Source organism: Polaribacter pectinis (genome assembly GCF_014352875.1).
Taxonomy (GTDB): domain Bacteria; phylum Bacteroidota; class Bacteroidia; order Flavobacteriales; family Flavobacteriaceae; genus Polaribacter; species Polaribacter pectinis.
This window is the reverse complement of sequence record NZ_CP060695.1, coordinates 3,096,882-3,112,860: the sequence shown is the minus strand read 5'-3', so window position 1 is coordinate 3,112,860 and position 15,979 is coordinate 3,096,882. Positions and strand designations below refer to the sequence as shown.

The following is a 15,979-nucleotide window of genomic DNA, read 5'->3' as shown; positions in this document are numbered from 1 at the left end:
TTTTATAAGTGTTAAAATCTTTATTAATTAAGCAGATTTTATAACTTTCATTGCTGTCATTGAAGCTCTTAATTTTGCCCCAACTTTTTCTACTGGATGATTTCTAATAATGCTGTTAATTCTAATCAATTCTTGATTATCAACCTCATTAGAATCTGTAAATTTCTTTCCAATAATATTTGTATCAACTGTTTTCATAAAATCAGTTAAAAGAGGTTTACAAGCGTGGTCGAATAAATAACAACCATATTCTGCTGTATCAGAAATTACACGATTCATTTCTGCTAATTTCATTCTTGCAATTGTATTTGCAATTAATGGCGTTTCGTGTAAAGATTCGTAATATGCTGAAGCTTCAATAATTCCAGATTCTGTCATTGCTTCAAAAGCCAATTCTACACCAGCTCTAACAAAAGCAACTAATAAAGTTCCATGGTCGAAATATTCTTGTTCAGAAATTTCATCCGAAGTAATTTCTTGCTTTTCGAAAGCAGTTTCTCCTGTTGCAGCTCTCCATTTTAATAAATTAACATCATCATTTGCCCAATCTTCCATCATGGTTTTAGAGAAATGACCTGTCATAATATCGTCCATATGTTTTTGGAATAATGGACGCATAATGTCTTTTAATTCTTCAGAAATTCTAAAAGCTTCTACTTTTGCAGGATTAGACAATCTGTCCATCATATTTGTGATTCCTCCATGCTTTAAAGCTTCAGTTACAGTCTCCCAACCATATTGAATTAATTTTGCAGCATAACCTGGCTCGATTCCTTTTTCTACCATTTTATCGAAAGACAAAATAGCTCCTGTTTGTAACAAACCACATAAAATAGTTTGTTCTCCCATTAAATCAGACTTTACTTCTGCAACAAAAGAAGATGCTAAAACTCCAGCTCTATCTCCTCCAGTTCCTACTGCATAAGCTTTTGCTTGTTCCCAACCTTTATTCTCTGGGTCGTTTTCTGGATGCACAGCAATTAAAGTTGGTACACCAAATCCTCTTTTATATTCTTCACGAACTTCAGATCCAGGACATTTTGGAGCCACCATAATTACCGTTAAATCCTTACGAATTTTCATTCCTTCTTCCACAATATTAAAACCGTGAGAATACGATAATGTTGCTCCTTTTTTCATTAAAGGCATTACAGTATTTACTGCATTTGTATGTTGTTTGTCTGGAGTAAGATTTAAAACTAAATCTGCTGACGGAATTAAATCTTCATAATTACCAACTTTAAAATCGTTAGAAGTTGCATTTTTAAATGATTGTCTTTTTTGATCGATTGCTGCTTGTCTTAAAGCATAAGAAATATCTAAACCAGAATCTCTCATATTTAATCCTTGGTTTAATCCTTGTGCTCCACAGCCCACAATAACAATTTTCTTCCCTTTTAATGCGCTTACTCCGTCTTCAAATTCTGAAGCGTCCATAAAACGACATTTTCCTAATTGTTCTAATTTCTCTCTTAATGTTAATGTGTTAAAATAATTTGACATTTTTTTTGTTTTAATTTTTGATAAGCATAAAGAAAAATCTTTACTCTTTAATCTATTTTTAGTTGTTGTATGTTTCTAATAATGTTGAAATTTTCATTTCGTCTTTAGATATTGCTATTAATCCTGAACGTGTGTATTGCATAATTCCAAAAGGACTTAATTCATTGTATAGTTCAATGATTTCTTCTTTTTTACCAGATTTTTCCAATACAAAGAATTCTTTGTTAACAGTAACAATTCTGGCATTACTTTCTTTAATTATATTCTGAATTTGACGTTCTTCAAACAATAATTCAGATTTAATTTTAAACAATCCTGAAATTTGATAAATAATTTCATCTAAATCGTGATAATATGCCTTAATAACCTCTACTTGTTTCTCTATCTGACCAATGATTTTCTTAACATTTTCTTCAATCATATTTACAACAATAGTAAATTTAGCAACCCCTTCAATTTCAGATGGAGAAATATTTAAACTCTCTATATTGATGTGTCTTCTTTGAAATATTGCTGAAATTCTATTCAACAATCCAATATTATTTTCAGTATAAACTGATATGGTAAATAATTGTTTTTCTGTACTCATACTTTTAAGTTCAAGGTTTAAAGTTTAAAGTTACAAAGTTGCCACTCTTCTCTTTAATCTTTGTTCTCTATTCTTTGCTCTAATTTTATTACTCTAATCTTACGTCTGAAACACTTGCTCCTGTAGGAATCATTGGAAATACATTTCCTTCTTTTTCTACACAAACCTCTAAAAAGTATGCTTCTTTGCTTTCCATCATTTCTTTAACGGCCTCTGCTAAATCTTCTCTTTTAGTAACTTTTCTTGCTTTGATATAATAACCTTCTGCAATTGCCACAAAATTAGGATTTATCATTTCTGTAGATGCATAACGTTTCTCAAAAAATAGTTGTTGCCATTGACGCACCATTCCTAAAAAATCATTATTTAAAACCACCACTTTTACAGCAGCTTTCTGCTGAAAAATAGTTCCTAATTCTTGAATTGTCATTTGGTAACCTCCATCACCTGAAATAGAAACTACTTCACGTTCTGGCGCAGCCATTTTTGCTCCAATTGCTGCTGGCAAACCAAAGCCCATTGTTCCTAATCCACCAGAAGTAATGTTACTTTTAGTTTTATTAAATTCTGCATATCTACAAGCTATCATTTGATGTTGACCAACATCTGATACGATTGCTGCGTTTCCTTTACTCTGAATATTTATCTCTTTTAAAACCTCACCCATTGTTAAACCTTCTTTGGTTGGATGTAAGTCGTCTTTTATTACTTTTTCGTATTCAATAGCATATAAATCTTTAAATTTTTGATGCCATTCTGAATGAGAATTACTATTAATTAAAGGCAAAACAGCTTCTAAAGTCGCTTTTGCATCGCCTAAAACTGCAACATCTGCCTTTACGTTTTTATTTACTTCTGCAGGATCAATTTCAAAGTGAATTACTTTTGCTTGTGTAGCATATTCATCTAATTTTCCTGTAACTCTATCATCAAAACGCATTCCGATTGCGATTAAAACATCACATTCATTTGTTAGGACATTTGGTGCATAATTACCATGCATACCAACCATACCAACATTTAAAGGATGTTTTGTAGGAATTGCTGAAGCTCCTAAAATTGTCCATGCAGCAGGAATTCCTGCTTTTTCAATTACTGCTTTAAATGCTTCTTCTGCTTTCCCTAAAATTACTCCTTGTCCCCAAACAACTAATGGTTTCTTTGCTTCATTAATTAACTTTGCAGCAGCTTCTAAAGAACCTTCTACTGTTTTAGGAATTGGAACGTAACTTCTAACTTTCGTACACTTTTCATAAGAAAAATCGAATTTTTCTATTTGAGCATCTTTTGTTATATCAATTAAAACTGGCCCTGGTCTTCCACTTCTTGCAATGTAAAATGCTTTTGCAATTGCTTCTGGAATATCTTCTGCTTTGGTAACTTGACAATTCCATTTTGTTACTGGTGTAGAAATACCAACAATATCTGTTTCTTGAAACGCATCACTTCCTAACAAATGAGAAAAAACTTGCCCAGTAATACAAACCATTGGTGTAGAATCTATCTGTGCATCTGCAATTCCTGTTATTAAGTTTGTTGCTCCAGGTCCAGAAGTTGCCATTGCAACTCCAACTTCACCAGAAATTCTTGCATAACCTTGTGCAGAATGTGTTGCACCTTGCTCATGACGTGTTAAAACATGGTGAATTTTATCTTGATATTTATACAATTCATCATAAACAGGCATAATTGCGCCTCCTGGATAACCGTATAAAATCTTAACTCCTTCTTCTATAAGACATCTAACAATTGCCTCACTTCCAGAAATATATTCTGTAGTTTTAGTAGCTTTATCTGTGTTTTTTATGGTTTGTGTTTCCATATATTTTTATTTTTAGATGAAAGAAAAGAGATAAAAGAATAAAGATTTTTCCAAGCTGTCTCTTTTTTCTTTTCTCTTGCTTCTTTTTTCTGTTTTCTTATTTACAAATCAGTTACACAACCTTTTGAAGCTGATGCTACTGATTTTGCGTATTTATATAAAATTCCTTTGTTGTGTTTTAATGCTGGCTCAACCCACTTCGATTTTCTTTCTGCCAATTCTTCATCAGAAAGTAAAACGTTTATAGAGTTATCTTCTGCGCTAATTCTAATTTTATCGCCAGTTTCTATCAAACCAATTGCGCCTCCAGATTGTGCTTCCGGTGTAATATGTCCGACCACAAAACCATGAGTTCCTCCAGAAAAACGACCATCTGTAATTAAAGCTACAGATTTTCCTAAACCTGCTCCCATGATTAAAGAAGTTGGTTTTAACATTTCTGGCATTCCTGGTCCACCTTTAGGTCCAACATACCTAATGACGACTACATCTCCTCTTTCTACTTCTCCATTAGAAATACCTGTATTTGCTGCTTGTTCTCCATCGTAAACAACTGCTTTTCCTTCAAATAATAAACCTTCGTTTCCAGAAATTTTAGCTACAGCACCTTCTGTTGCAAGATTTCCATATATAATTTGAATATTTCCTGATGATTTTAATGCTTTATCTTTTGGATAAATTACATCTTGATCTTCAAATTCCATTGCTTCTACATTTGCTAAATTTTCTGCTAAAGTTTTACCTGTAACAGTCATGCAATCTCCATGTAAATAACCATTGTCTAATAAATATTTCATAATTGCTGGTGTTCCTCCAACTCCATGAACATCTTCCATTAAATATTTTCCAGAAGGTTTTAAATCTGCAATTAATGGCGTTCTATCTGAAACTCTTTGAAAATCTTCTAAAGTAAATTCGATATCTGCAGCGTGCGCAATTGCTAAAAAATGTAGAACTGCATTTGTAGAACCACCTAAAGCATTTACAATTGCAATGGCATTTTCTAAAGATTTTTTAGAAATGATATCTAAAGGTTTTAGATCTAATTCTAATAAGTTTTTTATTGCTAAAGCTGTTCTTTCTGCTTCCGATAATTTATTCGGATTTTCAGCAGGAATTGACGAGTTGTATGGCAATGCAAAACCCATACATTCAATAGCAGAAGCCATTGTGTTTGCAGTGTACATTCCTCCACAAGCTCCTGCTCCTGGAATTGCTCTCTTAATGATTTCCCTGTATTCTTCTTCTTCTATTTCTCCTGCCACCTTTTGACCTAAAGCTTCAAAAGCAGAAACAATATTTAATTTTCTTCCTTTATAATTTCCTGATGCAATTGTTCCTCCATACATCATAATTGACGGACGATTTAAACGCAACATTGCAATAACGGCTCCTGGCATATTTTTATCACAACCAACCACAGAAACCAATGCATCGTAACTTTGTGCATTCATAACAGTTTCTATAGAATCTGCAATAATATCTCTGGAAGCTAATGAATAATTCATCCCTGATGTTCCCATTGAAATTCCGTCTGAAACTCCAATTGTATTGAATCCTAAACCGACTAAACCTGCAATTTTAGATTCCACTTTTACTTCTGCAGCCAAATTGTTTAAGTGCATGTTACATGGATTACCATCATAACCTGTACTTGCAATACCAACTTGCGCTTTGCTCATATCTTCATCCGACAAACCAACTGCATATAACATTGCTTGAGATGCTGGTTGAGATTCGTCTTGTGTTAATCTTTTGCTGTGTTTATTTAATTCCATTTACTGTTTTGTTCAATTTGTTGTCTAAATTACTATGTTTTTACATTTTTGTTAAATAATCTTCATTATAAACCTTTAAATTCAGGTATTCAAAAAAACACTTAACTATTTGATTTATTGCTACTTAACTACTTCTTATTATGATGTTCAAATGTTGAAATATTTCCATAAAAAAACCTTCCATTTTACAGGAAGGTTTGCTTTATAAAATATATAAATACTACTTCCTTATCATGTCGTAATAATTACGATGACAATAATAATAGAAATAATATTTGATAATTGGTTTCTCATTTGAATGACAAATATTGAAATTATTTATTTAATAAAACTAATAAATAATTACTTTTTTAAATTTTCTTCTATTTGCCAGCAAACAAGTTTAGCCCAGATTGAAATGGCATCCTTTTTTATTTTTCATAAAAAAGATATAATGGAAAGCTGGAAATAGCTACAAAAAAAATTAAATAATAGTACTTTGACCCGCGTGAATATTCATAAAGTTAATATTACTATCTTCTTGATTTAGAATATAATCTGAAATAAAATCTCCAACTTTAGAAGTTGCTGCTGGGTATTTATTTTTCCCTTTTATGTCTTGGGTAGATATGTTTAAGTCCAAAGATTTTTCTACAGCTCTCTTAATTGCATCTGCTTCTTCCTCTAAACCAAAATGCTCTAACATCATAGCTGCAGACAAAATTGACGCTAAAGGGTTTGCTATATCTTTGCCTGTTGCTTCTGGAAAAGTACCATGAACTGGCGCAAATAAAGCATTATCTTCTCCTATTGAAGAGGATGCCAACAAACCAATTGAGCCTGAAATTACACTTGCTTCGTCTGAAATTATATCTCCAATAAAGTTTTCTGTAAGAATTACATCGAACTTTTTTGGGTTTAAAATTAACTTCATTGCAGCATTATCTGCATACATGTGTTCTAACTCTACGTTTTTGTATTGTTTTGCAATTTCTGTAACCGTTTTTCTCCATAATTTCGAAGTTTCTAATACGTTCGATTTGTCGATTAAAGTCACTTTATTTTTTCTGCTTTGAGATGCTTTAAATGCTAAATGTGCAATTCTTGAAATTTCATCAACTGAATAAGAACAAACATCGTATGCGCTTTTACCATCTTTGCTTGTTTCTTTTTTTCCGAAATAAATTCCGGCTGTTAATTCTCTAAAAATAAGAATATCTGTTCCTTTAATAATTTCTCTTCTTAAAGGCGAATTTTTAATTAATTGATCGTATGCTTTTACAGGATTTATGTTGCTAAAAAGATCTAATTCTTTTCTTAATCGCAATAAACCTTGTTCTGGCCTAATTCTTAATGACGGATCGTTATCGTATTTTGGATCGCCAATTGCTCCAAATAAAATTGCATCTGCTTTTTTACAAATTTCAATTGTTTTTTCTGGTAATGGATTTCCTGTTGCATCTATTGCACAAGAACCCATTTGAGCTTCTTTGTATAAAAAAATATGATCGTACACTTCTGCAACTGCATCTAATGCTTTTTTTGCTTGATTGGTTACTTCTGGCCCAATACCATCTCCTGGAATTACTGCTATTGTGTATTTCATACTCTTAATTTTACTACATATTCTTGTGGACAAAAGTAGCTATCGTTTTAATTTAAAAACACATAGCTACTCTTGAAGACAAAATTACTCTATTTTTTTTAAGCTGTTGCTATTTTAGACGTTTTACTAACTTCTTTCATAATATCATGAATATCTTCGTCTCTTACTTCTTTTTGTTTATCTGCTGTATTTAGAAAAGCAGTGTAAGCTACATCTAACTGAACTTTAGTTAGTTCATACCCAATCTTTTTTGCTCTGTAAGCCAATGCTGCTCTACCACTTCTTGCAGTTAAAACAATCGCACTTTCAGTTACTCCAACATCTTCAGGATCCATAATTTCGTATGTTTCTCTGTTTTTTATAACTCCATCTTGATGAATTCCAGAACTATGAGCAAATGCATTTGCACCCACAATTGCCTTATTTGGTTGCACAGGCATTCCCATACTTTCACGAACCATAATAGAAGTATCGTACAATAATTTTGTATTTATAGATGTTTCTAAATTCAAATATGGATGCTGTTTCAACACCATTACAACTTCTTCTAAAGCTGTATTTCCTGCTCTTTCTCCTATTCCGTTAATTGTACATTCTATTTGACGTGCGCCATTTATAACTCCCGCAATTGAGTTTGCGGTTGCCATTCCTAAATCATTATGACAATGACAAGAAAGAATTACATTTTCGATTCCTTTTACATTTTCACGTAAATATTTCATCTTTGCACCATATTCTTCTGGCAAACAATATCCTGTTGTATCTGGTATATTTAACACAGTTGCACCAGCTTTTATAACTGCTTCACAAACTCTTGCTAAAAACTCATTGTCTGTTCTACCTGCATCTTCCGCATAAAATTCTACATCATTTACAAAAGATTTTGAATAAGAAACTGCTTTTACAGCTCTTTCAATAACTTTTTCTCTTGTGGAATTAAATTTAAATTTTATATGAGAATCGCTCGTTCCAATTCCTGTATGGATTCTTGGATGTTTTGCATATTTTAATGCTTCAGCAGCTACTTTTATATCATTTTCTACAGCTCTAGTTAAACCACAAACTGTAGCATTTTTTACAATTTTTGCAATTTCTGAAACTGAATTAAAATCTCCTGGGCTTGAAACCGGAAAACCAGCTTCTATTACATTTACTCCCAATAAATCTAACCTTTCAGCAATTACTAATTTCTGTCTTGTATCTAACTTACATCCAGGAACTTGCTCTCCATCTCTTAATGTTGTGTCGAAAATTTGTACTTGATTGTCTTGCATAATTTCTGTAAAGATTGTCTTTATTATAAATCAAATATATATCTTGCCTTTTCAATCTAAATCTTGTTATTTAAAGAATCACGATTTCTAAAGTAACACAACATTAATTAACTACCTAGTTAACAATGTATTATGAGTAAAAACATTACATCCGCCAGTCAACAAAATGATGCTCTTTTTGTACTTATTAAGTCTTTAACAAAGTCAGAAAAGAGGCAATTTAATCTTTATGTAGGAAGATTGGGTGGTAATATCGATGCAAAATTTTTCTCTTTATTCAAATTTTTAGAAAAGCTAAAAGTATACGATGAAAAGGTAATTATTGGAAGCGGAATTGTCTCTAAACAACAATTATCTAACTTAAAGGCACATTTATACAAACAGATTTTAATTAGTCTTCGTTTAAATCCTGCTCATAAAAACATCAGAATTCAAATTAGAGAACAATTAGATTTTGCAACGGTTTTATATCAAAAAGGATTATATAAACAAAGCTTAAAATTATTAGATAAGGCTAAAAATTTAGCTTTAGATAATGAAGAAAAAAATATTGCCTACGAAATTGTAGAGCTAGAAAAAGTTATTGAAACACAATACATAACCAGAAGTTTAAGTAATAGAGCAGACCAGCTTTCTGTACAGGCAAAAGAATTAAGTCAGCAGAATGTAATTGCGAGTAAATTATCTAACTTATCGCTTCAATTATATAGTCATTTATTACAAAATGGTTATGTAAAAAACGAGAAAGAGTTACAATTTGTAAATACTTATTTTGAAGATAGATTGCCTAAATACAACTATCAAAAATTAGGTTTTAGAGAAAAATTATGGTTATATAAAGCACATTTATGGCATAGTTTTTTAATTCAAGATTTCTTACAAAGCTACAAGTACGCTAGCAAATGGGTAGATTTATTTAAAGAAAATCAAAAACTAATTGTATTACATCCTGTTTTTTATCTAAAGGGAATAAACTACCTTTTAGAAGCTTCTTTCTTTGTAAAAAAAGTATCTACTTTTAAAGAAGAATTAGTACTATTTGAAGAAGATATCGAGCTGAAAAAAATCCCTTTAAACACAAACACAGAGTTACTAATTTTTCAATATTTATACGCTAATAAATTACACTTACACTTTTTAGAAGGTACTTTTTCTGAAGGAGAATATTTAGTAGATATTATAAATGAAAAAATAAACAAATACAAAAACAGACTAGATAGTCATTACATTGTAATGCTTTATTACAAAATTGCCTGTTTGTATTTTGGTATGGGTAAAAATGAATTATGTATTACTTATTTGCAAAAGATAATTCATTCTAAAAATTTAGGGTCAGCAGAAGATTTACAATGTTTTGCACGTATTTTAAACTTAATTGCACATTATGAATGTGGTTTAGACTACGATTTAGAAAGACAATTTTTAGATACTTACAAATTCTTACTAAAAATGGAAAACTTACAAGAGGTTCAGAAAGTATTTCTGACTTCTATTAGAGATTTAAGTGATGTTTTTCCACATGAAATTAAAGGAGAATTTAAGAAGATTCACATCAAATTAAAGAAGTTCGAAAATCACCCGTATGAAAAAAGAGCTTTCTTATATTTAGATATTTTGTCGTGGTTAGAAAGTAAAATTGAGAACAAACCCATAGCTTTAATTATTAAAGAAAAGATAAATCTATCAGGTAAATAATTAGATATTTTTATTTTCAAGAACTCAATTTTATCAATTTCGCATAAATTGAATTAAAAACAAAAATAATCTACATTATACAAGGGCAAATTAAATATTAATAATACTTTTGCTTTGTGAATATTTCAAAATCTAACATAAAAACCTTTAAAACTATTTCTATAGTGGGTATTTCTATGGGAAATATTACGCGCATTTCTACAACAATTACCCTTTAGGGGTTTTCTATATTTATATCAGTCTAGGTCATATATTATTTCGAATAACATCGAAATTAGCGCAATAAAAAAATAAATTACACAAACTATTCATTACAAATGAAAGTATTAAAATTCGGCGGTTCGTCAGTCGCAAATTCAGAAAACATAAAAAAAGTTTTAGCAATTGTTGAAAAAACTTCAAAAGCATCTAAAATTGCAGTTGTAGTTTCTGCTTTCGGTAAAACAACAAACGCTTTAATTGAAGGTGCTAATTTAGCAGCTGCAAAAAATGAATCTTATAAAACAGTATTAGAAAAGTTAGAAACGCATCATTTTGATGTAATTTCAGAGTTAATTCCTTCAGAAAACCGATCTGAAGTTATTGAGTATGTAAAAGAACTCTTCAATCATTTAGAAACTATTTACCAAGGTTGTTACTTATTACAAGAATTAACACCTAAAACATTGGCAACAATATCAAGTTTTGGTGAGTTGTTATCTTCTTATATTATTGCAAAAGCTGCAAATAGCAATTTTGAAACAGGTTATAAAGATAGTAGAGAACTAATTATTGCTTCTGATAATTACCTAAATGCAAGCGTAAATTTTGCAGAAACAAATAAAAATATTGAAGCTTTTTTTGATGGAAATCAGAAACAAGTTACACTTTTACCTGGTTTTGTAGGAAGAACAATTGAAGGAAAAACGACAACTTTAGGACGTGGAGGATCTGATTATACTGCTGCAATTATTGCTGCTGCTGTAAATGCTGAAGAATTGCAAATTTGGACGGACGTTTCTGGAATGTTTACTGCCAACCCAAGTGTTGTAAAACAGGCGTTTCCTATTCCTCATATTTCTTATCACGAAGCAATGGAATTGTCTCATTTTGGTGCGAAAGTTATTTATCCGCCAACAATTCAACCAGTTCTGAAAAAGGAAATTCCTATTTGGATTAAAAACACATTTAAGCCAGAAGAAGAAGGAACTTTAATTGCACAAGAAACAAGCAATAACAAGCCTGTTAAAGGAATTAGCCATATAGAAAACATTACTTTAATTACGTTAGAAGGAAGTGGAATGGTTGGAATTCCTGGTTTTTCTAAACGTTTATTTGAAGCAATTTCTTTTCATAATATCAATATTATTTTAATTACTCAAGCTTCGTCAGAATTATCAATTTGTATTGGTATTGCTGATGAAGATGCACAGAAAGCGAAAGCAGTAATTGATGAAACTTTTGAGTTTGAAATTGAAAAGCAAAAAGTAAATCCTGTAAAATTAGAGCAAGACTTATGTATTATTGCTTTGGTTGGTGATAATATGAAAAATCACCAAGGTTTAAGCGGACAAATGTTTAGCTCTTTGGGGAAAAATAATGTGAATATTAGAGCAATTGCCCAAGGTTCTACAGAGAAAAACATTTCTGCAGTAATTAATAAAAGTGATGCAAAAAAAGCTTTAAATACGTTGCACGAACAATTTTTTGAAGAAAAAATTAAACAAATAAACCTTTTCGTTACTGGTGTAGGTAATGTTGGTGAGCGATTTTTAGCGCAATTAGACCAACAGAAAAAACACTTAAAAAATAATTTAAAACTAAAAGTTCGTGTGATTGGTTTATCCAACTCTAGAAAAATGGTTTTTGATGAAAAAGGAATCGATTTAAAAAACTGGAAAGAGCTTTTAGAAAAAGGAGAACCAACAAGTTTAGAGAAGTTTTTCAACAAAACTAAAGAATGTAACCAAAGAAATAGCGTTTTTGTAGATAATACTGCAAACCAAGCAGTTTCTGAAGTTTATGAGAGTTATTTAAGACAAAGTATTGGCGTTGTAACATGTAATAAAATTGCCTGTGCTTCTTTATTAGATAATTATAAAACGCTAAAAGAAGTTTCAAGAAGATACAACGCTCCATTTTTGTTTGAAACGAATGTGGGTGCAGGTTTACCAATTATAGATACTTTAAAAAACTTGATTAATTCTGGTGATAGAGTTCATAAAATTCAGGCAGTATTATCTGGAAGTTTAAACTTTGTGTTTAATAATTTTAATGAAAATTCAACTTTTCATGATGTTGTAGAACAGGCACAAAAAGAAGGTTATACAGAGCCAGATCCAAAAATTGATTTAAGTGGAGTTGATGTTGCCAGAAAAATTTTAATTCTTGCCAGAGAAAGTGGTTACGATTTAGAATTAAGCGATATTTCTAAAAACGCTTTTCTTCCAGAAGAAAGTTTAAACACTTCTAATAATGATGATTTCTATGCTTCTTTGACAAAGAACGAAGCACATTTTCAACAAATATTTAAAGAAGCAAATGACAAAAATTGTCGTTTAAAATATGTCGCAGAATTTGCAGACGGAAAAGCAAATGTTGGTTTGCAACACATTCCTTCAGACCATCCTTTTTATAATTTAGAAGGAAGTGATAATATTGTTTTATTTTTCACAGATAGATATCCAGAAAACCCTTTAATTATAAAAGGTGCTGGGGCTGGTGCAGATGTTACTGCTTCAGGTATTTTTGCTGATATAATTAGAACTACTAAATAAGTTGGCAGTATTCAGTAGGCAGTCGCCAGTAAGCAGTATTCAGTAAAAAAACTGACTGCAAACTGAAGACTGAAGACTGAGAACTGCTGACTGCAAACTGAACAAATGGATTATTTAAAAATATTTTCTCCTGCAACTGTTGCCAATGTTTCCTGCGGATTTGATTCTATGGGTTTTGCTGTGGATGCAATTGGTGATGAAATGACGTTTACAAAAACAGCAGAAAAAGGGGTAAAAATCACCAATATTACTGGCGCTAATTTAACCTACGATGTTGATAAAAATGCAGCAAGCGCTGTTGTAAAAAAGATATTATTAAATGCAAAAGCCAATTTCGGAATTGAATTAACCATCCACAAAGGATTTTCTCCTGGAAGTGGTTTAGGAAGTTCTGCTGCAAGTGCTGCTGGTGCTGCTTTTGGTGCAAATCAATTTTTAGAAAATAAATATTCTGAATTAGAACTCACAAAATTTGCAATGTTTGGCGAAGAAGTTGCTTGTGGAACTCCAATTGCCGACAATGTTGCAGCAGCAATTTATGGTGGTTTTGTGCTCGTAAGAAGTTACGAACCTTTAGAAATTATAAAACTCCCAGTTCCAAAAGAATTAAGAGTTGTTGCAATTCATCCACAAATTGAAGTAAAAACTAAAGATGCTAGAGAAGTTTTGCCAAAAGAAATCCCGTTAAAAGACGCCATTACACAATGGGCAAACGTTGGTGGATTGGTTAGTGGATTGTACACAAATGATTACGACTTAATTAGCAATTCTTTGGTAGATTTGGTTGCAGAACCAGCAAGAAAATCTTTAATTCCGTTTTTTGATGAAGTTAAAGAAAGTGCTCTAAAAGCTGGAGCATTAGGTGCAGGAATTAGCGGTTCAGGCCCAACAATTTATGCTTTATGTAAAGGTGATGAAATTGCAGAAAAAGTGCATAATGCTATTAATGAAGCGTATAAAAATACTGGAATTGAGTTTGAATTATTTATCTCAAAAGTGAATCCAGCAGGAATGAAAATATTATAAAATTAGATAAAGACCTCACAGGTTTTAAAAACCTGTGAGGTCTAAAAAACGAATAAAATGAACTACTACAGTTTACATCATAAATCGCCAAAAACAACTTTTAAAAACGCAGTTGTAGAAGGTTTGGCAAAAGACAGAGGAATTTATTTTCCGGAAACAATTACTTCACTTTCAAAAGATTTTATTGACAATATTGAGAATTACACAAATCAAGAAATTGCTTTTGAAGTAATAAAACAATTTGTGGGTGATGAAATTCCGACTGAAAAATTAAAAGAAATTATTGAAGAAACTGTTTCTTTCGATTTTCCTGTGGTAAAAATTACGGATAATATTGCTTCTTTAGAATTATTTCATGGACCAACAATGGCTTTTAAAGATGTTGGTGCCAAATTTATGGCAAAATGTTTGGAATATTTCAACCAAGGAAATGATAAAGAAGTTACTGTTTTAGTTGCGACTTCTGGAGATACTGGAGGCGCAGTTGCCAACGGATTTTTAGGTGCAAAAGGTGTGAATGTGGTTATTTTATATCCTTCAGGAAAAGTGAGCGATATTCAAGAAAAACAACTAACGACTTTAGGTCAGAATATTACAGCTTTAGAAGTAGATGGTGTTTTTGATGATTGTCAAGAAATGGTAAAAACAGCTTTTTTAGATGAAGAAATCACGAAGACTTTAACCTCTGCAAATTCTATAAATGTGGCACGTTGGTTGCCACAAATGTTCTATTTTTTCTTTACTTATAAAGAATTAAAAAAGTTAAATAAAGAATTGGTTTTTTCTGTACCGAGTGGAAATTTTGGGAATATTTGTGCAGGAATTATGGCACAAAAATTAGGTTTGCCAGTCAAACATTTTGTGGCCTCTACAAATGTAAATGATACAGTACCTAATTACTTAAAAGACGGAAAATATACTCCAAAACCGTCTAAAGCAACAATTTCTAATGCAATGGATGTTGGTAACCCAAGTAACTTTATTAGAATTCAGGAATTATTTAATAACGATTTTGAAGCTTTAAAAAATCATTTTTCTTCTTTTAGTTTTACAGATGATGAAACTCGCAAAAAGATGAAAGCTATTTATAAAGAATCTGGTTATGTTGCAGATCCTCATGGAGCAGTTGGCTATTTAGGTTTAGAAAAATATGGTTTAAAAGAGAATGAATTTGGAGTGTTTTTAGAAACGGCTCATCCTGTAAAGTTTTTAGATGTTGTAGAAGGAACTTTACCTGTTAAGGTTGAAATTCCTGCACAGATTCAGAAAGTAATTAACAACAAAAAAGTAGCTATTAAGGCTTCTTCTTACAAAGATTTAAAGGCTTTTTTGATGGAATAATACATTATTTTAATTAGATTAAACACATCTTTTTATAAAGTTTAATTAAAAATGGGTTGCAACTGAAGTTGCAACCCATTTTGTTTATCATTATAAAAAAAATTGAAGTTATTAACTATTGCAGTTTACCATCCAATTTATTCCATATTTATCTGTACATCTTCCAAAATAACCCCATTCTCTTTCTCTAAATTCGTGATGTGTAATTCCGCCTTTCGCTAGATCGTTAAATACATCTTCTGCTTCATCTTTATCATTCAAATCTACACTCATGTGAATTTGATTACCATTATTTATAGGAGTGTCTGGAGAAGCATCATAAGCCATAAAATGGACACCTTTACCTTTTAATTCTGCGTGTTGTAATTTTGTTCGATAAGAACTTGGAACGTCTATTTTTTTGTCTTCATAGGTAATTCTATTTTTTACATCTGCATTAAATAAATCACTATAAAAATTTAATGCCTCTTGACAATTTCCGTTAAATGCTAAATAAGCTTGTACTTTCATTTTTTTAAATTTTTAGATTCATATTCTGTTCAACACAAAAATAAAGCAGATAAAAAGGTTTCTTTTGCTTATTTGATAAATTTAGTAACTGTATTCATAA

At 31.1% G+C, this 15,979-nt stretch carries 11 protein-coding genes; 4 read left to right on the top strand and 7 right to left on the bottom strand.

What is annotated here, in order from left to right:
- Positions 1-27: 27 nt before the first annotated feature.
- From ilvC to H9W90_RS13915, 6 genes are all read right to left on the bottom strand, one after another.
- Positions 28-1,503, bottom strand: a complete 1,476-nt coding sequence (ilvC, locus tag H9W90_RS13940) for a ketol-acid reductoisomerase (RefSeq protein ID WP_187482188.1) — start codon at positions 1,501-1,503, stop codon at positions 28-30.
- Positions 1,504-1,561: 58 nt separating this feature from the next.
- Entirely contained in the window at positions 1,562-2,092 is a 531-nt protein-coding gene (gene ilvN, locus H9W90_RS13935; protein WP_187482187.1) for an acetolactate synthase small subunit, read from the bottom strand.
- An 88-nt stretch (positions 2,093-2,180) separates the two neighbouring features.
- Entirely contained in the window at positions 2,181-3,914 is a 1,734-nt protein-coding gene (gene ilvB / locus H9W90_RS13930) for a biosynthetic-type acetolactate synthase large subunit (RefSeq protein WP_187482186.1), read from the bottom strand.
- A 101-nt stretch (positions 3,915-4,015) separates the two neighbouring features.
- On the bottom strand, positions 4,016-5,692 hold the full coding sequence (gene ilvD / locus H9W90_RS13925; RefSeq protein ID WP_187482185.1) for a dihydroxy-acid dehydratase: 1,677 nt from the start codon (positions 5,690-5,692) through the stop codon (positions 4,016-4,018).
- 463 nt (positions 5,693-6,155) lie between these two features.
- Positions 6,156-7,277, bottom strand: coding sequence for a 3-isopropylmalate dehydrogenase (gene leuB, locus H9W90_RS13920; protein ID WP_187482184.1), 1,122 nt, complete (start codon positions 7,275-7,277; stop codon positions 6,156-6,158).
- Between the two features lie 98 nt (positions 7,278-7,375).
- A complete protein-coding gene (locus H9W90_RS13915) occupies positions 7,376-8,551 on the bottom strand; it encodes a 2-isopropylmalate synthase (RefSeq protein WP_187482183.1) in 1,176 nt (391 codons plus the stop codon).
- 132 nt (positions 8,552-8,683) lie between these two features.
- Between H9W90_RS13915 and H9W90_RS13910 the strand changes: the two genes are divergently transcribed.
- The 4 genes from H9W90_RS13910 (at position 8,684) to thrC (ending at position 15,369) form a co-directional block, all read left to right on the top strand.
- Positions 8,684-10,246, top strand: coding sequence for a hypothetical protein (locus tag H9W90_RS13910; RefSeq protein WP_187482182.1), 1,563 nt, complete (start codon positions 8,684-8,686; stop codon positions 10,244-10,246).
- Positions 10,247-10,563: 317 nt separating this feature from the next.
- Positions 10,564-13,002 carry a bifunctional aspartate kinase/homoserine dehydrogenase I gene (gene thrA / locus H9W90_RS13905; protein ID WP_187482181.1) on the top strand — a complete coding sequence of 813 codons (2,439 nt, stop codon included), beginning with the start codon at positions 10,564-10,566 and terminating at the stop codon, positions 13,000-13,002.
- A gap of 105 nt (positions 13,003-13,107) precedes the next feature.
- The gene (locus tag H9W90_RS13900) at positions 13,108-14,028 is read left to right on the top strand and encodes a homoserine kinase (RefSeq protein WP_187482180.1); all 921 of its coding nucleotides are present in this window, start codon (positions 13,108-13,110) and stop codon (positions 14,026-14,028) included.
- A gap of 57 nt (positions 14,029-14,085) precedes the next feature.
- On the top strand, positions 14,086-15,369 hold the full coding sequence (gene thrC / locus H9W90_RS13895) for a threonine synthase (RefSeq protein WP_187482179.1): 1,284 nt from the start codon (positions 14,086-14,088) through the stop codon (positions 15,367-15,369).
- Positions 15,370-15,480: 111 nt separating this feature from the next.
- On the opposite strand, the gene H9W90_RS13890 is transcribed toward thrC, so the two are convergent.
- Entirely contained in the window at positions 15,481-15,879 is a 399-nt protein-coding gene (locus H9W90_RS13890; RefSeq protein WP_187482178.1) for a VOC family protein, read from the bottom strand.
- Positions 15,880-15,979: the final 100 nt, after the last annotated feature.

Coding starts and splice junctions, on each gene's coding strand:
- leuB (WP_187482184.1), bottom strand. CDS start 7,277: ATGAAATACACAATAGCAGTAATTCCAGGAGATGGTATTGGGCCAGAA.
- ilvD (WP_187482185.1), bottom strand. CDS start 5,692: ATGGAATTAAATAAACACAGCAAAAGATTAACACAAGACGAATCTCAA.
- H9W90_RS13915 (WP_187482183.1), bottom strand. CDS start 8,551: ATGCAAGACAATCAAGTACAAATTTTCGACACAACATTAAGAGATGGA.
- ilvN (WP_187482187.1), bottom strand. CDS start 2,092: ATGAGTACAGAAAAACAATTATTTACCATATCAGTTTATACTGAAAAT.
- H9W90_RS13890 (WP_187482178.1), bottom strand. CDS start 15,879: ATGAAAGTACAAGCTTATTTAGCATTTAACGGAAATTGTCAAGAGGCA.
- ilvC (WP_187482188.1), bottom strand. CDS start 1,503: ATGTCAAATTATTTTAACACATTAACATTAAGAGAGAAATTAGAACAA.
- thrA (WP_187482181.1), top strand. CDS start 10,564: ATGAAAGTATTAAAATTCGGCGGTTCGTCAGTCGCAAATTCAGAAAAC.
- H9W90_RS13910 (WP_187482182.1), top strand. CDS start 8,684: ATGAGTAAAAACATTACATCCGCCAGTCAACAAAATGATGCTCTTTTT.
- thrC (WP_187482179.1), top strand. CDS start 14,086: ATGAACTACTACAGTTTACATCATAAATCGCCAAAAACAACTTTTAAA.
- ilvB (WP_187482186.1), bottom strand. CDS start 3,914: ATGGAAACACAAACCATAAAAAACACAGATAAAGCTACTAAAACTACA.
- H9W90_RS13900 (WP_187482180.1), top strand. CDS start 13,108: ATGGATTATTTAAAAATATTTTCTCCTGCAACTGTTGCCAATGTTTCC.